The sequence below is a fragment of the Pseudomonas sp. MG-9 genome (assembly GCF_018729515.1).
GTDB classification, from domain to species: Bacteria; Pseudomonadota; Gammaproteobacteria; order Pseudomonadales; family Pseudomonadaceae; genus Aquipseudomonas; species Aquipseudomonas serboccidentalis.
In genome coordinates, this window is the sequence record NZ_JAHHZH010000009.1 from 55,699 (window position 1) to 78,582 (window position 22,884).

Here is a 22,884-nt window from a genome sequence, read left to right on the forward strand (position 1 = left end):
TTTTATTCATGGGGCCAGCAGTGCTTGAAATCCGTCATCTGAAAACCCTGCATGCCCTGCGCGAAGCCGACAGCCTGGTCGACGCCGCCGACCGCCTGCACCTGACCCAGTCGGCGCTGTCCCACCAGTTCAAGGAACTGGAGGAACGCATGGGCATGCCGTTGTTCGTGCGCAAGACCAAACCGGTGCGTTTCACCAGCGCCGGCCTGCGCCTGCTGCAACTGGCTGACGCGACCCTGCCACTGCTGCGCGCCGCCGAACGCGACATCAGCCGTCTGGCCGGTGGCACTGCCGGGCGCCTGCACATGGCGATCGAGTGTCACAGTTGCTTCCAGTGGCTGATGCCGACCATCGACCAGTTCCGCGACGCCTGGCCGGAAGTCGAACTCGACCTGGCGTCGGGCTTCGCCTTCGCCCCGCTGCCGGCGCTGGCCCGGGGTGACCTGGACCTGGTGGTGACCTCCGATCCGCTGGACATCGCCGGCATCACCTACGTGCCGCTGTTCACCTACGAAGCGATGCTGGCAGTCGCCAACCAGCATCCACTGGCGAGCAAACCCTACATCGTCCCTGAAGACCTGCTCACCGAAACCCTGATCACCTACCCGGTGGAACGCGATCGGCTGGACATCTTCACGCGCTTCCTGGAACCGGCCGACATCGAACCGGCGCAGGTCCGTACTTCGGAGCTGTCGGTGATGATGATGCAACTGGTCGCCAGCGGCCGTGGCGTCTGCGGCATGCCGCACTGGGCGCTGCACGAGTACAGCTCGCGCGGCTATGTGAAGGCCAAGCGGCTGGGCGAGAAAGGTCTGTTTGCCACGCTGTACGCGGCGATCCGCACGGACATGCTGGATGCGCCGTACATGCGCGATTTCCTGCTGACGGCCAAGGACACGTCGTTCTCGACGCTGGATGGCGTCAGCGCGGTGCGCTGACGCTAAAAATCAAAAGATCGCAGCCTGCGGCAGCTCCTACAGAGATCGGTGCAGGAGCTGCCGCAGGCTGCGATCTTTTGATCTTGTCCCCTCTCAGGGTAATTCACGCCACATGTGAATCTTGTCGAAGTAGTCTTCGCCGACCCGCACCGCCAGCGGCTCAAGGCCGAACTGGATGAAGCCGCAACGCTGGTACAGGTTGAACGCGGCGTCGTTGCCGGCGGTGACGGTGAGCTGGATGACTTTCAGCCCAGGGTGATTTTGTGCTTCGGCCAGCGCGGCCTGCACCAGTTCATGGCCCACACCGTGCTGACGAAAATCGGCTGACACGTACATGCCGAACAGCGTGGCCTTGTGGCGGGCCTTTTCCCGGGGTTCGAACGCCAGGCCGACGATACCGGCCAGAATGCCGGCCTCGAAGGCACCCAACACCACATCGAGCTTGCTGGTCAGGCGCGCTTCCCACCAGCTCAGCGGCATCACCGCGCGCTCGCGCACACTGGAGGTGAACGCCTGCGGATGGCGGTCGTAGGCCTCAAGCATCAGCTCGCGGTAGGCCAGCGCATGGCTGGCGTCCAGCCGTTCGATCCACATGCTCACGCCGTCCTGCGTTGTTCAAGCATCAGGCGTACAGCCAGACCACCCAGCACGAAACTCATGAAATAACGCTGCAGCGCCAGCCACGTCGGGTTACGCACGAACCACGAAGCAATGCCCGCGGCGAACAGCGCGATCAGCAGATTGACGGTGAAACTGACGCTGATCTGGGTCAGGCCGAGGATGATGCTCTGGGTGAACACCGAACCGTGCTCGGGGGTGATGAATTGCGGAAACACCGAGAGGTAGAACACCGCGATTTTCGGGTTCAGTGCGCTGGTGAGAAAACCCATGGTGATCAGTTTGCGCGGAGAATCCGCCGGCAGTTGCTGCGCTTCGAACGGCGAGCGCGCACCGGGTTTGACCGCTTGCCAGGCCAGCCACAGCAAATACAGGGCACCGGCCCACTTCAGCACTTCATAGGCCATCGGCACCGCCAGAAACACCGCAGTCAACCCGGCAGCCGCGGCGAACATATGCACGAAGAATCCACTCACCACACCCAGCAACGACGTAACCCCGGCCTTGCGTCCCTGACAGATCGAACGCGAGATCAGGTAAATCATGTTCGGCCCCGGGGTCAGCACCATCAACAGCGCCGCGGCGGCGAAGATCAGCAAGTCTTGAAGTGGGATCATGGCAAAGTCCTTTGCGTGGAGATCAGGCGAGTGCGTTCAGTGAGTTGCGATAAAACGGCAGGATCAGGTCGCGTGTCAATGGCGCCAGAACAAGTCCAGCGTCGGTGGCCGGGTCGATCCAGATCACTTCCTCGATTTCAGCAGCCGGGGCCACGTCAGTGTCGATCGTCACTTGAAAGATATCCGCCTGAACGACACACCCCGGCTCGTTGGCGGCAGGCGCCGAGAACTGGCCGAGAAAAGACGCCTGCGCCGGATCGATCACCAGGCCCAGCTCTTCTTCCAGCTCGCGGGCCAGCGCGTGCACCGGCAATTCATGTGCCTCGATCTTGCCGCCCGGCTGCATGAACGCCGTGGTTCCGCGCTTGCGCACCAGCAGGGTCTGGCCTTCGGGGTCGAGCAGCAGCGCGGCGGCAATACGAATGAGGTGCGGAGATGCAACGGATGCAGAAGTCATGGGTCAGCCACCGGCCTGGAAAAACCGCAAGGATCCCATGCCCGCCCCAATGACGTCACCTCGCAGATCATTGCCCCAGCGCCTTGAGCGTGGCTTCAACCTCCTCCGGCACCTTGACGAAAATCTTGTATTTGCCACCCTCCATGGCTTCGAATGCAATCAGCTTTTCCACCAATAGCGGGCTGAGGACCTTGCCGGCGTTGAGCAGCAGCATGCCGTTATCGGCATTGAGATTGCGCGCCAGAATCATCCCCGCTGCGAGGTCCCGAGTAGACAGCACCTTGACCGACGGATCGGCCAGCGTGACGTCGCTGAGGAACGCCGCACACACCTGAATGAAATCTTCGACCAGATCGGGATCGTACAAACGGCCGGCGTACTGGCGCAGGTACAGCAGCGCTTCATCGCTGTTCATCTGCCGTTCGAGGATCAGGCCGCGCTGCAACTCGACAAAATCCACCGCCAGCTTCAGCAAGCGTGAACCGAACGGAATGGCCTCGCCCTTGAGCCGGTCGGGAAACCCGCTGCCGTCCCAGCGCTCCTGATGATGCAGGATCAGGCGTGCCGCGTCCTTCATCGGGTCCAGCGTCATGAGCAGCGATTCGCTCTGCTTGGGGTAACTGCGATAACGCTCGCGATCGGTATGGCGCAACAAATCCGAGGGCGTCGCCATCATGCCGTCGGTCCAGCTCAGTTTGCCGACGTTGTACAGCGCCGCAGCCATGGTCAGGTCGCGGCTGGTGGCCTCGTCCAGGCCATGCTGTTTGCAGTAGCTGCGCACCAGTTCGATGATCTGCCGGTTGGTCTGCTTGGCAGGTGGCAAACGCAGATTGGCCAGCAGCGAGAACACTTCGGTGCCCGTGACATAGCTGTGTTTGAGCTCTTCGTAAGCCAGATCGAGCATGTCGGCGGTCTGCTGCAGTTCGGCCGTGCGTGCCGCGACATGCTTTTCCAGGGTGCTGTTGAGCAACTTGAGCTGATCGTTCTGCACCCGGGTCAAGCGTTCCAGACGCTGACGCTCCTGCTCGGAATGCTGGTGCTCCAGGGACTGGCGCAGGATCAGCAGCAACTCTTCGTCGTTCCAGGGTTTGCTGATGTAACGGTGAATCTGCCCTTCATTGATGGCTTTGATGATGGCCGCGGGGTCGGCATAGCCAGTGAGCATGATTCGCGCAGTTTGCGGATGGCGCTCGCGGACATGGGCCAGTAACGAGGCACCGTCCATGCCGGGCATGCGCGCATCGCTCACCACCAGATTCACCGGTTGCTGCGCGAGCATGTCCAGCGCCTGGGCACCGCTGGTGGCCAACAGAACATCATAGGGCTGGCCCCGCAACAATCGGCGCAGACTGTTGAGGATCGACTCTTCGTCATCGACCAACAGCACCGTGGGTCGATGGGACTGCATCGGGGGGGATTGCTCTTCCATGGCATGGTCTCAAGCGAAACAGGGGGTTAACGACACACCGACCGATCGCCTCTCAGGCCTGCGTCTGAGTCAAAGGCTAGATGATTTTTGACTGGATTCACGCAAATCTTCGTCCGGGACCGAAAGCGTAGTAGGAAGGAGCCGACTATGCTGTACAAGGCGCAGGACCCATCGGCTTTCGAACAGGCAAATCGCGAGGGAAAAGGATGCCCCTGATGACAACACGTCCCCCTACCGGTGTCGCGGCATGAACCCGCCAGCCGCGCACATCAATCGTCGTGTGCTCATTGTCGACGACAGCCCGTCGATCCACGGCGACTTCGCCAAAATTCTCAGCCCGGTCATCCCCGGCGACGATGGCTTGGGCGAAACCGAGAATCTGTTGTTTGGCACCCCGTCCGTACAGCAATCCCAGCATTTCGAACTCGATTCGGCCTTTCAGGGCCGCGAAGCCCTGGACAAACTCGAAGCCGCGCTGGCGGAAAACCGTCCCTACGCCATGGCCTTCATCGACATGCGCATGCCACCGGGCTGGGATGGCCTGGAAACCATCGAACGGCTGTGGCAAGTCGACCCCAAGTTGCAAGTCGCCTTGTGCACCGCCTATTCCGACTACTCCTGGGAAGACATCGACCGGCGTCTGGCGCTGAACGACCGGTTGCTGATTCTGAAAAAGCCCTTCGACGCGATCGAAATCCGGCAGATGGCCAGTGCCCTTACGGTCAAATGGCAAATGACCGAGGACGCCGATCTGAAGATGAACCTGCTGGAACACGCGGTTCAGGAGCGCACCCGGGAGCTGTCCGATGCCAACATCATCGTGCAGAACAGCCCGACCATCCTTTACCGTTTGCGCGGCGATCCCTCGTTTGCCCTGATGTACATCTCCCACAACATCACCCGTTACGGCCATGTCGCCGCCGACCTGGTGCGTTCGCCCAACTGGGCGCAGGAACTGATTCACCCGGACGATCACGCCATTGTCGATGCCGCCATGGCCCGAGTGCTGGATCGGCATGCGTCAGGCGCTTCCATCGAGTTCCGGATGCGCACCGGCCAGGGAACCTGGCGCTGGGTGGAGAACCGCTACATCCCGGTGCGCGATCATGACGGCCGTCTACTGGAAGTCGAGGGCATCATCCTCGACATCACCGAGCGTCGCCTGGCCGAGGACAAACTGGCGTTGCTGGCGCGCTCCGATGGCCTGACGGGCCTGGCCAATCGCGCCACACTGATCGAACGCCTGCATCAGGCGTTTGCCGCCGCGCGACGGGGCGCCATGCCGTTTGCAGTGTTTTACCTGGATCTGGACCACTTCAAGCGGATCAATGACACCCTGGGCCACCCGATCGGCGATCTGCTGCTGCAGGAAGTGGCCCGGCGCATCAAGTTCGGCGTGCGGGAAAGCGACGTGGTGGCGCGCCTGGGCGGCGACGAGTTCGCGATCCTGCAAATGGACGTCAGCGACCCGACCCAATCGGCCGCGATGGCCGCCAACATCCGCGACACGCTGCTGGCCCCCTACAACCTGGCCGGCAATGCACTGCACATTTCGGTCAGTATCGGCATCAGCAGTTACAGCGACCTCAGCCCCGACGCCGACAGCCTGCTCGGGCAGGCCGATATGGCGCTGTATCGCGCCAAGGAAATGGGCCGCAACCAGTATCACTTCCACTCCGAGGCGATCTCGCGCGAAGTGGCCGAGCGCATGACGCTGGTCAGCGAATTGATGACGGCGCTTGAGAGCGATGAGCTGCAACTGCATTACGCACCGGAGATGGATCTGCACAGTGGCAGGATTCTTGGCATGGAGGCGCAGATTCTCTGGCAGCATCCGCGCCTCGGCCTGCTGCCGGCCAGCGCCTTCGTGCCGGCGGCGGAGCGCACCGGGGCGATCATTCCTCTTGGGCGCTGGGTCCTGGAACACGCCTGTGCCCAGATGCGCAAATGGCGTGACGCAGGCGTAGCGCCGCCCGTCATGGCAATCAAACTCTCGCTGGCGCAACTCAAGAGCGGTCCCGAGTTGATCTACGACGTGCTGCGCACCACCGCTCGCTGGGAGCTGGCCCCCTGGGATCTGCGCTTCGATGTCACCGAGGCGACGCTGGCCCAGACCAAATGGACCCACAACGATGCGTTGCCGCGCCTGCGCGAGCTGGGCGTGACCATCGCCATCGATGATTTCGGCACCGAATACTCCTCGTTCGACTACCTGAAAACCTACCGGGTCAATCACCTCAAACTGGCGCAGAGCTTCATCGACAGTGCGGCCCACGATGTGGCCGGCGCCAACGCCCTGCGCGCCATCGTCAACTTCGCCCGGGACCTGAACATCGGCATCATCGCCGAAGGACAGCCGTCGCCGGACCAGCCTTGCGTGCCATCCGTCGCGCCACTGCCCAGCGCCCGGGGGCTGTATTTCAGCGCGGCGGTCTGTGCCGAAGAGGCTGGGCGACTGCTCAAGAACAGTCCGAGTCCTACGCCGAAGGAGGACGAGGCATGAAAACCCCTTTTCCCCAGACCAACCGGCGCATCCTGATCATCGACGACACGCCGGCGATTCACGATGATTTTCGCAAGATCCTTGCCCCGCAGGTTCAAGACACTGCCGATCTGAATCAACTGGAGCAGACGCTGTTCGGCACGCGCCAGTCGCAGCACCTGAGCTTCCAGCTCGATTCCGCCTATCAGGGCCAGGAAGCCCTGGCCCTGGTCAAACGTGCCCAGGCCAGCGGCACCCCCTATGCGCTTGCCTTCATCGACATGCGCATGCCGCCCGGCTGGGATGGCCTGGAAACCATCGAGCAACTGTGGCGGGTCGATCCGAACCTGCAAATTGCCTTGTGCACGGCATACAGCGACTACAGCTGGGAAGCGATGGCCGAACGGCTGGAATTCGGCGACCAGTTGCTGATTCTGAAAAAACCGTTCGACAGTCTGGAAATCCGCCAGATGGCCAACGCCCTGACCTGGAAATGGCAACTGGCGCAGGACGCGGCGCTGAAGATGCTCAGCCTTGAGCAGACCATCGAGGCGCGGGTTCACGAATTGCTCAAAGTTTCGCACCTGCTGCAATACGACAGCCTCACGGAACTGCCCAACAGCACATTGCTGGGCGATCGCCTGAGCCAGGCCATGGCCGTCTGCCGGCGCCATGACAAACAACTGGTGGTGATGTTCCTCGGCCTGGATCGCTTCAAGCGCATCAACAATGCGCTGGGCCATCCCGCGGGCGACGAGATGCTCAAACGAGTCGCACAACAGCTGTTGTCGTGCGTACGCGGCTCGGACTCGGTGTTTCGCTACGGCTCCGACGAGTTCGTGATGATCCTCGGCGACATCAACCACCCTCAACAAACCCACGGCATCGCCGAAAAACTGCTCACCGCCATTCGTCTGCCGCAGACGATTGCCGGTCATGACGTCAGCGTCACCGCCAGCCTGGGCATCAGCGTCTACCCCGATGACGGCCTCGAAGCCATCGAGCTGATCAAGAAAGCCGAGACCGCGATGCGCAACGTCAAGGAACAGGGGCCGGACAACATTGGCTTCTTTATCGAAGCCATGAACCAGCGCGCCCGGGAACAGCACAGCATCGAGTCGGGTATTCGCCGCGCCCTGCAAGAGCACGAGTTCGTCCTGCACTATCAGCCGAAAATCGACCTGCGCAGTGGCAGAGTGGTGGGTGCCGAAGCGTTGGTGCGCTGGCAGAAACCGGGGCATGGCTGGGTCTATCCTTCGGACTTCATCCCGGTGGCCGAGGACAGCGGCCTGATCGTACCGCTGAGCAAATGGGTGCTGACGCAAGCCTGTCGTCAGACCTGTGCATGGCAGGCCGCCGGGCTGCCGCCGATCCGCATGTCGGTGAACATGTCGCCCATCGATTTTCGCCAGCGTGATTTCGTCGAGGGCGTCGAGCGCGTGCTCGAGCAGACAGGTCTGGCCCCGGACTGGCTGGAGATCGAAATCACCGAAGGTGTGTTGATGCAAAACGTCGAGGTGACGATGACTGCGCTCACTCGCCTCAAGACACTGGGCACGCGCCTGGCCATCGACGACTTCGGCACCGGCTATTCCAGCCTGAGCTACCTGCGCCGGTTTCCCATCGATGTGCTGAAAATCGACCAGTCATTCATTCGCGGCCTGTGCAACGACCGCAACGATGCCGCGCTGGTGAGCGCCATCATCAACCTGGGCAAGAGTCTGGGGCTGAACGTCATCGCCGAGGGCATTGAAACCGCCGAACAGTTGGCTTTTCTCAAGGCGCATCACTGCGAAGAAGGCCAGGGCTACTTCTTCAGCGAAGCCCTGCCGGCAGACGCGTTTGCGCGCTTGCTGGCCGGCACGGAGCCCGCTCCGTGGACGATTTCATGAACACTGCAAAACCGGCCTTGAATCAGGGAGACAGTTACCGATGAGCCTTTTCCACCACGCCATGGCGTTGCTGTTGTGCGCGGTCTGTGCCGGGGCCAGTGCCGAGCCGCTGGACGAGCCTCTCAAACCGTTGCCCGCCGCGCCGCAGCAAGATGCACGGCGCGTGGAGCTCGGTCGGCGCTTGTTCCACGAGCCACGGTTGTCGATCAACAACACGCTGTCCTGCGCCAGCTGCCACCAACTGGACAAGAACGGTGCCGACAGCCGTGCCTTGTCCCTGGGCTTCGACGGCAAACCGGTGGCCGTCAACACGCCGACCGTGTTCAACGCCGCCCTCAACTTCCGTCAGTTCTGGGATGGCCGTGTCGAGACGCTGGAGGAGCAAAGCAACGTCGTCATCACCAGCCCGCATGAAATGGGCAGCGACTGGCGCACCGTGATCGAGCGGATCGGCAAAGACCCCGATTATCGTCGCGATTTCGCCGCCATCTACCCGGACGGCGTGACCCAGGCCAATGTCCAGCAGGCGCTGGCCAGCTTCGAACGCACCTTGCTGACACCCAACTCACGCTTCGATCAATACCTGCTGGGCAACACCGACATCCTGACGCTGGAGGAAAAGTACGGTTACCAACGCTTCAAGGAGTACGGCTGCATCGCCTGCCATCAGGGGGTGAACATCGGCGGTAACATGTTCCAGAAATTCGGCGTGTTCGGCGATTACATTGCCGATCGCGGCAACCGGACCGTGGCCGACGAGGGCCGTTTCAATGTCACTGGCGACGAAGCGGACCGGGCGGTGTTCAAGGTGCCGAGCCTGCGCAATGTCGCGACCACCGCACCGTACTTTCACGACGGCTCGGCGCCCACCCTCGAACGGGCGGTGGACGTGATGTTCCAGTACCAGTTGGGACGCATGCCGAGCGAAGAGGACAAAAAGCTGATCATTCTGTTTCTCACGACCCTCACCGGCCAATGGCCAGGCAAGCCATGATCAATATCTCCCGTCGACGCAGCCTGCTGTTACTCACCCTCGTCGCCCTGGCGCTGGCCTCGATCCTGCTGTTTCTGTATTTCAAATCCAGCTCCGATCAGACCATGACGTACACCGAATCACGGGACTTGATCCGACAGATCAAACAACAGAATTCGCAGTGGGAAAACGAAATCCTCAAGGCCAGGGTGGCGCTGACCCACAACTACGATCCGCTGGTGTCACCGATGAACGAGATGAACCGGCTCTGGACGCGCTTCGACGCGATAGAGTCCGGACACGGCCGCAATGACTCGGCACAGTGGAATGAGGCCCACGAGAGTTTCCTGCAGGCAATGCAGGAAAAGACCCGCCTGGTCGAACAGTTCAAATCGCACAATGCGCTGTTGCGCAATTCCCTGGCCTTTTTGCCCACCGCTGAAGACGACATTCAGCAGCAACTGGCCAACCTGTCGGACTTCGATAAATTGCAGTTGCAGAGCATCACCACCGATACCTACGACCTGCTGCTCAGTGCTCTGGAGTTCGCCCAGGTCACCTCCGGTGACCGGGCCGCCGACATCGAAGTGGGCCTGAACAAACTGGCGGTGAACGCACAGCGCCTGCCGCAGGCATTTCAATCCCCGATCAAAATCCTCAGCAACCACATCAGCCTGATCGCTCGCGAGCAGCCACTGGTCAATCAGATGCTCGAAAGCATCGAAAACATTCCCGTGGCCGAGCGCCTGGACAACATCACCGTCATGCTCGATCGCGATCAGCAACTGGCCGATCGGATCGACCGGCAATATCACTTCTACCTGCTGTTGTTTTCGGTGCTGCTGATGTTGTCGCTGGTGTGGCTGGCCATCCGCCTGATCGGCAGTTTCGCCGAGATCAATCGGGTCAACAGCGCCCTGCAAACCGCCAACGATGCACTGGAGCAACGGGTCGAGGAGCGCACCCGGGAACTCAAGGACGCCCAGAGCGAGCTACTCGACGCGGCACGTCTGGCGGGCATGGCGGAAATCGCCACCAACGTGCTGCACAACGTTGGCAACGTGCTCAACAGTGTGAACATCTCCAGCGACCTGATCGCGCGCAAGCTGCGCAGCAGCAAGACCCAGGGCCTGGGCAAAGCCATGCAACTGATCAACGAGCACCCGCACGACCTCGGTGCGTTTCTCAGCGAAGACGCCAAGGGCAAATTGCTCCCCGGCTACCTCAACCAGCTGGTGGGTGCCATTGCCCAGGAACAGCAGGAAATGGTCGACGAACTGAACCAGATGAACAAAAGCGTCGATCACATCAAGGACATCGTCGCTACCCAGCAATCCTATGCCGGTGCCAACAGCATGACCGAACCGCTGTTCATCAACGAGTTGCTCGAAGACGCGTTGCGCATGAACGCCGGGGCCCTGACCCGGCATCACGTCACGGTGGTCAAGGAGTACGCCGAAGTGCCGCAGGTGATGGGCGACAAGCACCGCTTGCTGCTTATTCTGATCAACCTCATCAGCAACGCCAAGTACGCGATGTCCGACCTCAGCAACCGCCCACGCACCATGACCCTGGCGGTAAAAATCGTCGATGACGGCTTCCTCGAAATCAGCGTCAAGGACGATGGCGAAGGCATCGCGCCGGAAAACATGACGCGGATCTTTGCCCACGGTTTCACCACCCGCAAGGAAGGCCACGGGTTCGGCCTGCACAGTTGTGCCCTGGCGGCCATCGAGATGAACGGGCACCTCACCGCGCACAGCGACGGGCCGGGCAAAGGCGCGTTGTTCACCTTGCAGATCCCCCTGATCAGCGTCACGGAGAACGCATGAGCGAGCCTTCGAACCGCCGCATTCTACTGATCGACGACATGCCGTCGATTCACGAAGACTTCCGCAAGATACTCGCGCCGGCTGCCGTGCAAACGCAGGAACTGGACGACATGGAGGCCGCATTGTTCGGTGCCCAGGCGCGCCCCCAGCGCCCGTTGTTCGAGCTCGATTCAGCCTATGGCGGCGAGGAAGGCCTGGGCAAACTGGTGCAGGCCTTGCAGGAACAACGCCCCTACGCGCTGGCCTTCGTCGACATGCGCATGCCCGACGGCTGGGACGGCGCGAAAACCATCGAGCATCTCTGGCAGCAGGATCCGCAGTTGCAGGTGGTGGTCTGCACCGCCTACTCGGATTATTCCTGGGATGAACTGCTCGAACGCCTGCAGGCGCATGACCGGTTGCTGATTCTGAAAAAACCGTTCGACAACATCGAAGTGCAGCAGATGGCCAACACCCTGCTGACCAAATGGCAGATGACGGAACGGGCCTCGTTGCAAATGCACCATCTGGAACATCTGGTCGGTCAGCGCACCGCCCAGTTCAAGCAGGCCAGTGAAGAATTGCAGCGAGAAATCGATGAGCGCAAGCAACTGGAAAGCCAACTGGTGCAATCGGAAAAACTCGCTTCACTGGGTCAACTGGCCGCCGGTGTGGCCCATGAAATCAACAACCCGATTGGCTTCATCTCCTCCAACCTCGGCACGCTGGACGGCTACTTCAAACAATTGCTGAGCATACTCGACGCCTGCCAGACGCTCGGGCACGCACTGGACAACGAATCCGCCGCGCGGCTTGAGCAGTTGCGCAAAGACCTCGATCTGGATTTTCTGCTCGAAGACATCCCGGTGCTGATCCGCGAATCCAAGGAAGGCATAGGCCGGGTCGGACAGATCGTGAAAGACCTGAAGGATTTCTCCCGGGTCGATACCAATCAGCAATGGCAGTGGGCCAATCTGCAACAAGGCATAGAGTCGACCCTGAATATTGTCGCCAGCGAACTCAAGTACAAGGCTGACCTGATCAAGGAGTATCAGCCGCTGCCGGACATCGAGTGTCTGCCGTCACAAATCAACCAGGTGATCATGAACCTGGTGGTCAACGCCGCTCAGGCCATGGGCCCCGAGCGCGGCACCATCACGTTGCGCACCGGGCAACAACAGGACACGGCCTGGGTCGAAGTCGCGGACACCGGCGCGGGGATCGCGCCGGACATCCTGCAGAAAATCTTCGATCCGTTTTTCACCACTAAACCGGTCGGCCAAGGCACCGGGCTTGGCCTGTCACTGTCCTACGGCATCGTGAAAAAGCACGGTGGCGACATTTCGGTACGCAGCGAACCGGGCGTGGGCACGACCTTTCGCGTCGAATTGCCGATGCGCCAGAGCCGGCCCGCGGCCTGAAGACACCTCAGGCCGCTTCCTGAAAATCCATCTCCGGCGGCTGACGACGAAAGCCGCCAGAGCCGCCAGGTATGCGGCGTTGCAAACGAGCCATGTGCGCCACCACCTCCCTGTCGGAGGTGGCGCCGGAGCATTTCGAGCTGACCGAGTATTACCAGCGATACTTTCGTCTGAATGTGGTCGCCGACGAAATCCAGTTCAATTGCCAGCTCTAAGGCGAGCGCACGCTGTGCCTGTCGCTGGGCAGTGAAAAACGTTTCACTGGCGAACAGATTGCTTTGCTGTCTTTGATCCAGCCATAGGGGCTGGGCCTGTTGCGCCAGCGCCTGCCCTACGAGATCAACGCAAGCGTGGCCCTCGCCGTCGCCCCCGCACAGGCCTGGCGAGTGCAGCTGGAGGCGTCGGTGCAACAACTCAAGGGCGCGCAACTGACGGCCCGGGAACTGGATGTCGGGCGTTTGATGCTCAGCGGTTGCTCCAGTAAAGAAATCGCCCGTAAGCTGTAAATCTCCGTAGAAACCGTGAAAGTCCATAAGAAACACATGTACAGCAAGCTGGGGATCAAATCCCAGCCGGAGCTGTTTTCGATTTTTCTCCAGGCGCAGAACGCCTGAAAACGCTCGGCAGACAGGAACACTGCGTGATGCAGAGTTCCTTCGAAGGAATAGAACTATGTGGCGAGGGGGCTTGCCCCCGTTCGATTGCGCAGCAGTCGCAGAAACGGTAATCGCATTCATCCAGATATGTGGCGATTACAGGTTTTGGCACTGCTTCGCAGCGCAACGGGGGCAAGCCCCCTCGCCACAGGATTTCATACCATTACCTGCCGAGATAAAAACTGAGTCCGAACCAGGGAAACCGTATGAGCCTGTCACTCCTGAGCCGCTACGCCTTCTTTGCCGTCTGCGTGATATTCACCCTCGCCAGTCTGCCCTTTCTCGAACACGACTGGCTGTGGCCGATCACCGCTGTCACTGGCGTGCTGAGCCTGCTCGGTCTGTTCGACCTGATGCAGAGCCCGCACGCGGTGCGCCGCAACTACCCGATCCTGGGCAACATCCGCTATCTGGTCGAAGGCATCCGCCCGGAGATCCGCCAGTACCTGCTGGAATCCGACAGCGACGCCCTGCCCTTCTCCCGTGCCCAGCGCTCGCTGGTCTATTCGCGAGCGAAGAACGAAACCGCCGACAAACCCTTCGGCACGCTGATCGACGTGTATCAGTCCGGCTTCGAATTCATCGGCCACTCGATGCGCCCGTCGCCGTTGAGCGACCCGAGCACTTTCCGCGTCACCGTCGGCGGCCCGCAGTGCACCCAGCCGTACTCGGCATCGGTGTTCAACATCTCGGCGATGAGCTTCGGTTCGCTCAGCGCCAACGCCATCCGTGCGCTGAACCAGGGCGCCAAGCTCGGTAACTTTGCCCACGACACCGGCGAAGGCAGCATCAGCCCGTATCATCGCGAACACGGCGGCGACCTGACGTGGGAACTGGGCAGCGGCTACTTCGGCTGCCGCACCAGCGACGGTCGTTTCGACCCGGAACGCTTCGCGACCCAGGCACAGAACCCGCAAGTGCGGATGATCGAAATCAAGATGAGCCAGGGCGCCAAACCCGGCCACGGCGGGATTCTGCCCAAGCACAAAGTCACTCAGGAAATCGCCGACACCCGCGGCATCATGATGGGCGAAGACTGCGTCTCGCCGTCACGCCACAGCGCGTTTTCCACACCGATCGAGCTGATGCATTTCATCCAGCAACTGCGTGAACTGTCCGGCGGCAAACCGGTGGGCTTCAAGTTCTGCCTCGGTCATCCGTGGGAGTTCATGGGCATCGCCAAGGCCATGCTGGAAACCGGCATCCTGCCGGACTTCATCGTGGTCGATGGCAAGGAAGGTGGCACCGGCGCCGCACCGGTAGAGTTCACCGACCACATCGGCGTACCGATGCGCGAAGGCCTGCTGTTTGTGCATAACACCCTGGTCGGCCTGAACCTGCGCGACAAGATCAAACTCGGCGCCAGCGGCAAGATCGTCAGCGCCTTCGACATCGCCAGCGTGCTGGCCATCGGCGCCGACTGGGCCAACTCGGCACGCGGCTTCATGTTCGCCATCGGTTGCATCCAGTCGCAAAGCTGCCACACCAACAAATGCCCGACCGGCGTCGCCACCCAGGACGCCCTGCGCCAACGCGCGCTCGTCGTCCCGGACAAGGCCCAGCGCGTCTACAACTTCCACCGCAACACGCTCAAGGCCCTGGCGGAAATGCTCGCTGCGGCCGGTCTTGAGCATCCCTCGCAACTGTCGGCCAAGCACCTGGTGCGCCGCATGTCGGCGACCGAGATCAAACTGTTCTCGCAGCTGCATGTGTTTCTGAAACCGGGGGAACTGCTCACCGGGGAAGTGAACGGCGAGTTCTATTCGCGGATGTGGCAGATGGCACGGGCGGACAGTTTTGAGCCGCAGGAAGTGGCGGCGGCTTGACGCTCATTACCAGCTGAGCAAGCGGTGATGCGGCGGCTCTTTCATGACGATGAAACCGTAATCGCCAATCAGATAAATCCGGTAATACAGGCTGTCCACCAACGCGGGAAAACCCTGATAACCAACGCGAGTGGCATTGCGCCGTTCGCGTTCGGCGACCACGTTGGTGATGCCCGCTGACGGCAGGTTTTCCGCGAGCATGAAGTAATCGACGTTGAGCAGATAGTGCAGGACCGGCAGTTGCCTGAACGATCCGGTCGCGCTGACCAGCCAGCGGTCGGAGTAGCTCACCGACAGGTAAATCCGCTTGGCCTCTCGCAACTCGCGATGCGCGGCAATGTCGTGGCTCAGGCTGAACAGCGCACTGCTGGAGAAGGTTTTCTGCAGGGTCAGCACGCGGCCATATGCAAAGGACAGCGAGAGTGTCGCCAGCAGCGGGATGATCAGCAGCCATGGTAACCGCCGGTGCCCGGACGCCAACGCCAAATAAGCCAGATAGAACAACCACAGCAGTAACACGCCGAACCCCATCAGGGTCCGCGCGCCTTCATTGAAATCACGAAACAGCAGCGTGATCCCTGGCACCAGCAAGACCAGAACCGGCAGCGTGAGCAAGCACAGCAGCAGGGTTGGCCAACGGTGCTGGCGGCACTGAATCAGTCGCACACAGCCCGCGATCGCACACAACACCAGCGCAGCAAAAACCCACGGGTAGCCGCCATGAAACAGCAGCGCGACTTTCTCCAGAACCCGAGCGAAATTGATGCCGATCTGCAACAGCGGGTTGGCGTCCTGGTTCAACAAATCCGTTCTTCGCAACCTCTCCATGAACGGGTAAGCCGTGACGCTGTAGATCAGGATGCCCAAGCCCAATTGCGCGAACTTCCAGCCCAGCATCCGCAGGATGTCCGGCCATTGCATTTTCCGGTGAACGGCCCTGAGCAGTTCCACGCAACACAGGCCGACAAACACATTGAAGCTGATCTGATAAAGACCGATCGCCAACGCCAGTAACGCCGACGGCACCAGCCAGCGCTGCACCCGTGACGCGCCCTGGAACGTGATCGCGTAGATCACCGCGACCATGCTCAGGACCATGATCGGGCCGTCGTATTGATAGGACAGGTTTTGCAGCAGGAACGGGTTGTACCAGAGCGGCAACGGCACCAGACAACAGGCCAGCGTCGGCTCAGCGAAGTAGTGAAAGGTCAGGCGGGTCAACGCCAGGCTCATCGCCAGCGTGGCCAGCAACAGGGGCAACGGAAAGATATTCGGTGAAGCGCCGGTGAAGGTCAGCGCCTGATAAAACCAGTCGGCAAACAACCGCCCCTGCCCGGCCCAGGCATTGCCGGCGGCCAGCGTGCGCCAGTTGTCGTCGATGTAGGGAAAGTCGGCGAGGATCAGTGGCAGGACGTACAGCATCGTTGCGAGCAGGAAGAACAGTGCGACCTGCCGCTGGCTGAGCTCGCGTTCGAGAAATGTGCTCGCCCTCATATCTGCGCCTCTGTTCAGTGCTGCGCGAGATTGGAAAGTGATACAGGTTTGAGCCTTGCTGCAGGGTTTGTATCGTTCTTTCAGACCGGCGGTAAAACGTCAAAAGATCGCAGCCTGCGGCAGCGCCTACACGGGAAGTATGTTCTCCCTGTAGGCGCTGCCGCCGGCTGCGATCTTTTGCTTTTACGGGTTCGCGTTACAGCTTACGAAACCGAACGTACCGCACCCTGCGATTCACCGGTCGGCTGCAGCTTGAACACGTAGAACAACACCGTCAGCAGCACCAGGAACACCGGCCCTACATACAGCGCCACGCGGGTGTCCGGGAAGTACGCCATCAGGCCGACCACCAGCACCAGGAACGCCAGCGCACAGTACGAGCTGACCGGGTACAGCCACATCTTGTATTTCAGGCCGGCACGTTCGCTGGCGCTCAGGCCTTTGCGGAATTTCAGTTGCGCCAGCAGGATCATCACCCAGGTCCAGATCGCGCCGAAGGTAGCAATGGAGGTCACCCAGACGAAAACTTTCTCAGGCACCAGGTAGTTGAGCAGCACGCCGATCAGCAAGGCGAAAATCGACAGCAGCAACGCCCGACGTGGCACGCCGTTGGAGGTCTTGGCGAAACCGGCCGGGGCCTGGCCGTTCTGCGCCAGGCTATAGAGCATGCGCCCGGTGCTGAAGATGCCGCCGTTGCACGACGACAGCGCCGCCGTGATCACCACGAAGTTGATGATGCCGGCGGCAGTCTTGATCCCCAGACGCTCGAAGGTCATCACGAACGGACTACCCTGAGTGCCGATTTCGTTCCACGGGTAGATCGACAGGATCACGAACAGTGCACCGACGTAGAACAGCAGAATGCGCCAGAACACCGAGCCGATCGCATTCGGAATGGTCTTCTGCGGGTTCTTCGCTTCACCGGCGGTCAGGCCGATCATCTCGACACCGAGGTAGGCGAACATGACCATTTGCAGGGACATCAGCACACCGGTCACGCCGTTGGGCATGAAGCCGCCGTGGGCCCACAGGTTGGAAATCCCCAGCGCCACGCCGTCGTTGCCGAAACCGAACGCGATGACACCGACGCCGCCGATGACCATAGCGATGATGGTGACGATCTTGATCAGGGCGAACCAGAATTCGAATTCACCGAAGGCTTTTACCGCGATCAGGTTGATCGAGCCCATGCTGATCAGCGCCGCGAGGGCCCAGATCCAGCGCGGCACATCAGGAAACCAGACGCCCATGTACACGGCGACGGCGGTAATTTCCGCGACGCAGGTCACCAGCCACAGGAACCAGTAGTTCCAGCCGGTGAGAAAACCCGCGAGCGGGCCGAGGTAGTCCTGGGCGTAGCGGCTGAACGAACCGGCCACCGGGTTGTGCACGGCCATTTCGCCGAGGGCGCGCATGATCACCAGGATCGCCAGACCGCCGAGAATGTAGGACAGCATGATGGCCGGACCGGCCATTTCAATGGCTTTGGCCGAACCCAGGAACAGGCCGACACCGATACAGGCGCCGAGCGCCATCAGGCGAATATGCCGTTCACCGAGTTCGCGTTTGAGCGGGCCGCCGTGAGCGGTCTCGCCATGGGGCAGGTGATTGCCGACTGGCATAGGGAACAACCTCGTCTTGTTATTGGATATGACCGCCGAGTATCGAAGCCTCGACCGATAGGCCTGAGCTTCCCGACACCACGCCTGCCTCGTGGGCAAACGCGTCTGACAGGTCCCAACCTGCAAGATCAGCGGGCGTGCAGTATAAAAAGCTTGTGACAGGGCTTTTCACTCTATAAACCACAACATTCAGCGGGAACTCTCGGCATTAAGCCGGTTTACGGAGAGGCATTACCTGGGTTCCGTAGGATTTTTCCCCACTAAAAAGGCCGGCGAGTATTGCATAGCATGGGTGCACCGTCATGCCCCTGCGTTGGTGGTATTGCGTGGGTGATGGCTCTAGCACAGCCATCCTGGCGACATTCGCCTCGTGGTGAGGGTGCCGTTGAGTCGTCGTGCTGTCCCGCTCTGTACAGCAGTTGCAGATCCAGTCCCCCGGGGCATCAAATAAACCGTATTCACAGGTTTTGGCGCTGCTGCGCAGCGCAACGGGGGCAAGCCCCCTCACCACAATTATTCCCCTGTCTGCAGTGCCTTCGTAAGTTTCAGAAATTTCCTTCCATGTTTGCGGCGACGCCATGTGAAAAGGCGCTCTACCGTTAAAGCCTCTCAACGAAGGGGGCAAAGGAATGCCTGTCCAACCCAATTCCCATCTCTTGCGGGCCGGTCGATGCTCTGAAGTCGGTCGCGCTTATTTGCTGACGGCTGTCGTCCATCATCGACAACCTGTCTTTTCCGACTGGAAGTTAGGCCGGCTGCTGGTTGCCGAGTTACGCAGGGCGCATGAGGAGCGCCAGGTGAACTCGATTGCCTGGGTTGTGATGCCGGACCATTTTCATTGGTTGATGCAGCTGGAAAGCCCCGATCTCGGAAGAGTCATGGGGTCAGTTAAATCGCGCTGCGCGCTGAAAGTTAATCAGGAAACGGGGCGACAAGGCCCGCTCTGGCAGACCGGTTACCATGACCGGGCAATTCGCGACGGCGAAGACCTGAAACCGTTCGCCCGTTACATCATTGCCAATCCGTTACGGGCCGGATTGGTGGAGCGGATTGGCGACTACCCACTCTGGGACGCCTGCTGGCTTTGATTACATCAAGACCGTGTGGCGAGGGGGCTTGCCCCCGTTCGGCGGCGAAGCCGTCGGAAAATCCAGCGGCGCAGAGTTTCCGACAGATAGCGTTCTCCGGTTTCGGTACTGCTAAACCGCTCAACGGGGTGATGCGGCATTCCAGCAAGCTCCTCACCACAAATAACCCCTCACAAAACTGTCATCGACTTCAGTTTTGTCCAGACGATTGCCCCCACACATTTTTTTCCCCATCCCCAACCACCGTCTAAGCTTCAGTCAAGTCCGATCAATCTGCGTGAATGGATCAATCGACTATGGGCGCTTTGTGGCAAACCGATTCGAGTAAAGCCGTGGTTCCGACTGAACGTGTGGATGAAGTGCCTATTCCCCCCAAAAAACGCCGCAACCGGCATGGCTGGAAGGCGTTCTGGTTATTGCTGCTGATTATCGCCATCGTGGTGGGACTGGCCGCGAGCAAGGAAATGCGCACCTCGCGCTTCCAGTCCCGTGAGCTGAGCCAATACGCCGCCTCGCTCAAATATCAGCTTGAACCCGGCCCCAGTGAAGCGATCCGCTATCCGGGCAACGGGCCGTTCGATTTGCGCCTGGGGTACAGCTCCCTCGATGAATTCCTGCCGCGCCTGCTCAAGCGCGATTACGTGATCACCGAGCAAGCCCGTTTTTCCCCGGCGTTGCTCAGCTACACCGACAAGGGCCTGTTCGTGCCCTACTCGGAAAAAATCCAGGCCGGGCTGTCGATCACCGATTGCCGCGCCGCGCCGGTGTATCAGTACAAGTACCCGCAGCAACTGTATTCGAGTTTCGCGGCGATTCCGCCGGTGGTAGTCAGCAGCCTGCTGTTCATCGAAAACCGTTTTCTGCTCGACCCCAAGCAACCGCTGGCCAACCCGGCGGTGGACTGGCCGCGCTTCGGCATGGCCGCGTGGTCGCAAGTGGCGAAGTTGCTGCACCTGCCGGGGCAGTCGGCCGGCGGCAGTACGCTGGCGACGCAACTGGAGAAGTACCGGCACTCACCTGATGGCCTGACGGTGTCCGGCGCCGAGAAGATCCGCCAGATGATTTCCGCCAGCGTGCGCGCTTATCAGCCAGGGCCGGAAACCCTCGGCGCCCGGCAGAACATCATCCGTGACTACCTCAACAGCGTGCCGCTTTCCGCGGTGCCGGGCCATGGTGAAGTGCATGGCATGGCTGAAGGTTTGCGGGTCTGGTACGGCAGTGATTTCAACCAGGCCAATGAACAGCTGAACAGCCCGGCCACCGACCCGAAAACCATGGCCGACAAAGGCCTGGCCCTGCGCGAGATGCTCTCGCTGATGATCGCCCAGCGCCGCCCTTCGCATTACCTGACCAAGGGCCGCGAAGAACTCGCCGACCTCACCGACAGCCACTTGCGCCTGCTCAAGCAGAACGGCGTGATCGACAACGCGCTGGCCGATGCCGCGCTGGCGAGCAAGGTCACCTACCGCGACTGGCAGACCCAGCCAACGATTCAGCCGATCGAAACCAACAAGGGCATCAGCGTCGCCCGCAGCCGTCTGGCGAGCATGCTCAATCGGCCGCTGTACGACCTCGACCGCCTCGACCTGTCGGCCACCAGCACCCTGCAGGGCGATCTGCAAACCCAGGCCACCGAGTACCTGAAAAAACTCGCCGACCCTGCGTTTGCCGGGCAGATCGGCCTGATCGGCGAACGCCTGCTTACCCCGACCAGCACCACCCAGGTGCGCTACAGCTTCACTCTGTTCGAGCTGACCCCGGACGGTTCGCGGGTGCGCGTGCAGACCGACAGCACCGACCAGCCGTTCGACATCAACGAGGGCAGCAAGCTGGAACTCGGCTCGACGGCGAAGATGCGCGTGTTGACCACCTACCTGCAGATCATCGCCGAGCTGCACGACAAGTACGGCGCCATGACGGTGCCGGAACTGAAGAAAGTCGAGGTGCCGGATCAGGACCGCTTGAGCCAATGGGTGATCGACTACCTGATCCAGAACAAGGATCACGACCTGTCGAAAATGCTCGGCGCCGCGCTCGACCGCAAATACTCCGCCAGCCCCGGCGAGGCGTTTTTCACCGGTGGCGGCCTGCACGTGTTCCACAACTTTCGCAAGGAAGACAACGGCCGCATGCCGACCCTGCGCGATGCCCTGCGTGAGTCGATCAACCTGCCGTTCATTCGCCTGATGCGCGATGTGGTGCGCTACGTCACCTACTCCGGCCCCAACAGCAGCGCCGAGTTGCTCAAGGACGACCGTGACCCGCGGCGTCAGGAATACCTGGCCTCGTTCGCCGACCGCGAGGGCACCTCGTTCCTGCTCAAGTTCTGGAAGAAGTACAAGAACAAGGACACCCAGGCGCGTCTCGACACCTTCCTCGACAGCATGCGCCCGACCCCGATCCGCATGGCCGCCGTACACCGTTATCTGCTGCCCAACGCCAGCCAGGAAGACTTCAACAGCTTCGTGCGCGCGCACCTCAAAGGCACCAAACTCACCGAAAAACTCACTGACGACCGTCTGATTCGGCTGTACGACGCCTACGGCCCGGGCACCTACGATTTGCCGGACCAAGGCTTCATCGCCAAGGTTCACCCGCTGGACCTGTGGCTGATGGGCTACCTGCTGCACAACCCGGACGCCACCTTCACTCAGATCGTCAAGGCCAGCCAGTTCGAGCGCCAGGAAGTCTATAGCTGGCTGTTCAAGAGCAAACACAAGGGCGCCCGCGACAGCCGCATCCGCACCATGCTCGAGATCGAAGCGTTCCTGGAGATTCACCAGCGCTGGCAGAAAGTCGGCTACCCGTTCGATCACCTGGTGCCGTCACTGGCCACCGCCATCGGCAGCTCCGGCGACCGACCTGCGGCACTGGCCGAGCTGATCGGCACCATCCTCAACGACGGCGTGCGCATGCCGACTCTGCGCATCGACAGCCTGCACTTCGCTGCGGGCACACCGTATGAAACGCGCCTGACCAACGACCCACATGTCGGCAAACGGGTCATGCCTTCGCAGGTCGCCACGGCCATGCGCGAAGCCCTTTCGCAAGTGGTCGACTCCGGTACCGCGAAACGGGTGTCCGGCAGTTTCAAAACCGCCGACGGCACGTCGTTGGTCATGGGCGGCAAGACCGGTACCGGTGACAACCGCATTGAAGCGATCGGCTCCGGCGGACGCATCCTCAGTTCCAAGTCGATCAACCGTACCGCGACCTTTGTGTTCTACATCGGCAACAACCATTTCGGCACGCTCACCGCGTTCGTCCCGGGGCGGTCGGCAGAGAACTTCAAGTTCACTTCTGCACTGCCGGTGCAGGTGCTCAAGGGCATGGCGCCGATCCTGTCGCCGTACTTGCAACCGGGCACCCACACGCTGTGCCAACCCGCGGAGACGGTGACGGCACAGTTGTAAAAAAACGGGTGGTATTCCTGTATTTTTCACCCTTGAAATATGGGTGTTTCACCGCGTGAACCGGCAGCGTTTCTAACGTGTTTTTGAGCTTTTTTCGGGCAAGGCGCTTACCTAGTCTGGTCGCTCCATTCTGAATCAACGGACGAT

The 22,884-nt window shown here is 60.8% G+C and carries 14 protein-coding genes and 4 pseudogenes; 12 read left to right on the forward strand and 6 right to left on the reverse strand.

The features are described 5' to 3' along the window. Nucleotides 1-20: 20 nt before the first annotated feature. Nucleotides 21-938 carry a transcriptional regulator MetR gene (metR, locus tag KKQ10_RS22315; protein WP_127648269.1) on the forward strand — a complete coding sequence of 306 codons (918 nt, stop codon included), beginning with the start codon at nt 21-23 and terminating at the stop codon, nt 936-938. 93 nt (nt 939-1,031) lie between these two features. Here the strand turns inward: metR and KKQ10_RS22320 are convergent, their stop codons facing one another. From KKQ10_RS22320 to nosR, 4 genes are all read right to left on the reverse strand, one after another. Further along, entirely contained in the window at nt 1,032-1,532 is a 501-nt protein-coding gene (locus KKQ10_RS22320) for a GNAT family N-acetyltransferase (RefSeq protein ID WP_127648417.1), read from the reverse strand. A 2-nt stretch (nt 1,533-1,534) separates the two neighbouring features. Continuing rightward, nucleotides 1,535-2,173, reverse strand: coding sequence for a LysE family translocator (locus tag KKQ10_RS22325; RefSeq protein ID WP_127648268.1), 639 nt, complete (start codon nt 2,171-2,173; stop codon nt 1,535-1,537). A gap of 22 nt (nt 2,174-2,195) precedes the next feature. Next, on the reverse strand, nt 2,196-2,630 hold the full coding sequence (locus KKQ10_RS22330) for an NUDIX hydrolase (protein WP_215502288.1): 435 nt from the start codon (nt 2,628-2,630) through the stop codon (nt 2,196-2,198). Between the two features lie 67 nt (nt 2,631-2,697). Then, nucleotides 2,698-4,059 (reverse strand): response regulator c-di-GMP phosphodiesterase, NosR family, encoded by a 1,362-nt coding sequence (nosR, locus tag KKQ10_RS22335; protein ID WP_215502289.1) that lies wholly within the window; start codon nt 4,057-4,059, stop codon nt 2,698-2,700. A gap of 247 nt (nt 4,060-4,306) precedes the next feature. Between nosR and KKQ10_RS22340 the strand changes: the two genes are divergently transcribed. The 9 genes and pseudogenes from KKQ10_RS22340 to KKQ10_RS22370 all read left to right on the forward strand — a co-directional run bounded on the left by KKQ10_RS22340 (nt 4,307) and on the right by KKQ10_RS22370 (nt 15,120). Continuing rightward, nucleotides 4,307-6,562 carry an EAL domain-containing protein gene (locus KKQ10_RS22340; protein WP_215502290.1) on the forward strand — a complete coding sequence of 752 codons (2,256 nt, stop codon included), beginning with the start codon at nt 4,307-4,309 and terminating at the stop codon, nt 6,560-6,562. Continuing rightward, nucleotides 6,559-8,433 carry a putative bifunctional diguanylate cyclase/phosphodiesterase gene (locus tag KKQ10_RS22345; RefSeq protein WP_215502291.1) on the forward strand — a complete coding sequence of 625 codons (1,875 nt, stop codon included), beginning with the start codon at nt 6,559-6,561 and terminating at the stop codon, nt 8,431-8,433. Before KKQ10_RS22340 ends, KKQ10_RS22345 begins: the two co-directional genes overlap by 4 nt. A gap of 40 nt (nt 8,434-8,473) precedes the next feature. Beyond that, nucleotides 8,474-9,427, forward strand: coding sequence for a cytochrome-c peroxidase (locus KKQ10_RS22350; RefSeq protein ID WP_215502292.1), 954 nt, complete (start codon nt 8,474-8,476; stop codon nt 9,425-9,427). Further along, complete coding sequence (locus tag KKQ10_RS22355) at nt 9,424-11,238, forward strand: DAHL domain-containing sensor histidine kinase (RefSeq protein WP_215502293.1); 1,815 nt, start codon at nt 9,424-9,426, stop codon at nt 11,236-11,238. The genes KKQ10_RS22350 and KKQ10_RS22355 overlap by 4 nt, the downstream gene beginning before the upstream one ends. Before the next feature lie 260 nt (nt 11,239-11,498). Further along, nucleotides 11,499-11,624, forward strand: a pseudogene (locus tag KKQ10_RS28830) (hypothetical protein); the annotation flags it as partial. A gap of 204 nt (nt 11,625-11,828) precedes the next feature. Beyond that, nucleotides 11,829-11,915 (forward strand): annotated as a pseudogene (locus tag KKQ10_RS28835) (hypothetical protein); the annotation flags it as partial. Between the two features lie 393 nt (nt 11,916-12,308). Continuing rightward, a pseudogene (locus tag KKQ10_RS28840) lies at nt 12,309-12,638 on the forward strand (sensor histidine kinase); the annotation flags it as partial. 110 nt (nt 12,639-12,748) lie between these two features. Beyond that, nucleotides 12,749-13,252 (forward strand): annotated as a pseudogene (locus KKQ10_RS22365) (LuxR C-terminal-related transcriptional regulator); the annotation flags it as partial. A gap of 248 nt (nt 13,253-13,500) precedes the next feature. Next, entirely contained in the window at nt 13,501-15,120 is a 1,620-nt protein-coding gene (locus KKQ10_RS22370; RefSeq protein ID WP_127648261.1) for an FMN-binding glutamate synthase family protein, read from the forward strand. Between the two features lie 6 nt (nt 15,121-15,126). Here KKQ10_RS22370 and KKQ10_RS22375 read toward each other — a convergent pair whose 3' ends face one another. After that, a complete protein-coding gene (locus tag KKQ10_RS22375; protein ID WP_215502295.1) occupies nt 15,127-16,614 on the reverse strand; it encodes a glucosyltransferase domain-containing protein in 1,488 nt (495 codons plus the stop codon). A 203-nt stretch (nt 16,615-16,817) separates the two neighbouring features. Continuing rightward, nucleotides 16,818-18,236 (reverse strand): amino acid permease, encoded by a 1,419-nt coding sequence (locus KKQ10_RS22380; protein ID WP_127648253.1) that lies wholly within the window; start codon nt 18,234-18,236, stop codon nt 16,818-16,820. Between the two features lie 629 nt (nt 18,237-18,865). On the opposite strand from KKQ10_RS22380, the gene KKQ10_RS22385 reads away from it, so the two are divergent. Both KKQ10_RS22385 and KKQ10_RS22390 read left to right on the forward strand, forming a co-directional pair. Beyond that, nucleotides 18,866-19,324: an REP-associated tyrosine transposase gene (locus tag KKQ10_RS22385; protein WP_215502296.1), complete on the forward strand. Its 459-nt coding sequence runs from the start codon at nt 18,866-18,868 to the stop codon at nt 19,322-19,324. 296 nt (nt 19,325-19,620) lie between these two features. After that, a complete protein-coding gene (locus tag KKQ10_RS22390) occupies nt 19,621-22,737 on the forward strand; it encodes a transglycosylase domain-containing protein (protein WP_215502297.1) in 3,117 nt (1,038 codons plus the stop codon). Nucleotides 22,738-22,884 lie beyond the last annotated feature (147 nt).

Coding starts and splice junctions, on each gene's coding strand:
- KKQ10_RS22320 (WP_127648417.1), bottom strand. CDS start 1,532: ATGTGGATCGAACGGCTGGACGCCAGCCATGCGCTGGCCTACCGCGAG.
- KKQ10_RS22325 (WP_127648268.1), bottom strand. CDS start 2,173: ATGATCCCACTTCAAGACTTGCTGATCTTCGCCGCCGCGGCGCTGTTG.
- KKQ10_RS22330 (WP_215502288.1), bottom strand. CDS start 2,630: ATGACTTCTGCATCCGTTGCATCTCCGCACCTCATTCGTATTGCCGCC.
- nosR (WP_215502289.1), bottom strand. CDS start 4,059: ATGGAAGAGCAATCCCCCCCGATGCAGTCCCATCGACCCACGGTGCTG.
- KKQ10_RS22340 (WP_215502290.1), top strand. CDS start 4,307: ATGAACCCGCCAGCCGCGCACATCAATCGTCGTGTGCTCATTGTCGAC.
- KKQ10_RS22345 (WP_215502291.1), top strand. CDS start 6,559: ATGAAAACCCCTTTTCCCCAGACCAACCGGCGCATCCTGATCATCGAC.
- KKQ10_RS22350 (WP_215502292.1), top strand. CDS start 8,474: ATGAGCCTTTTCCACCACGCCATGGCGTTGCTGTTGTGCGCGGTCTGT.
- KKQ10_RS22355 (WP_215502293.1), top strand. CDS start 9,424: ATGATCAATATCTCCCGTCGACGCAGCCTGCTGTTACTCACCCTCGTC.
- KKQ10_RS22370 (WP_127648261.1), top strand. CDS start 13,501: ATGAGCCTGTCACTCCTGAGCCGCTACGCCTTCTTTGCCGTCTGCGTG.
- KKQ10_RS22375 (WP_215502295.1), bottom strand. CDS start 16,614: ATGAGGGCGAGCACATTTCTCGAACGCGAGCTCAGCCAGCGGCAGGTC.
- KKQ10_RS22380 (WP_127648253.1), bottom strand. CDS start 18,236: ATGCCAGTCGGCAATCACCTGCCCCATGGCGAGACCGCTCACGGCGGC.
- KKQ10_RS22385 (WP_215502296.1), top strand. CDS start 18,866: ATGCCTGTCCAACCCAATTCCCATCTCTTGCGGGCCGGTCGATGCTCT.
- KKQ10_RS22390 (WP_215502297.1), top strand. CDS start 19,621: ATGGGCGCTTTGTGGCAAACCGATTCGAGTAAAGCCGTGGTTCCGACT.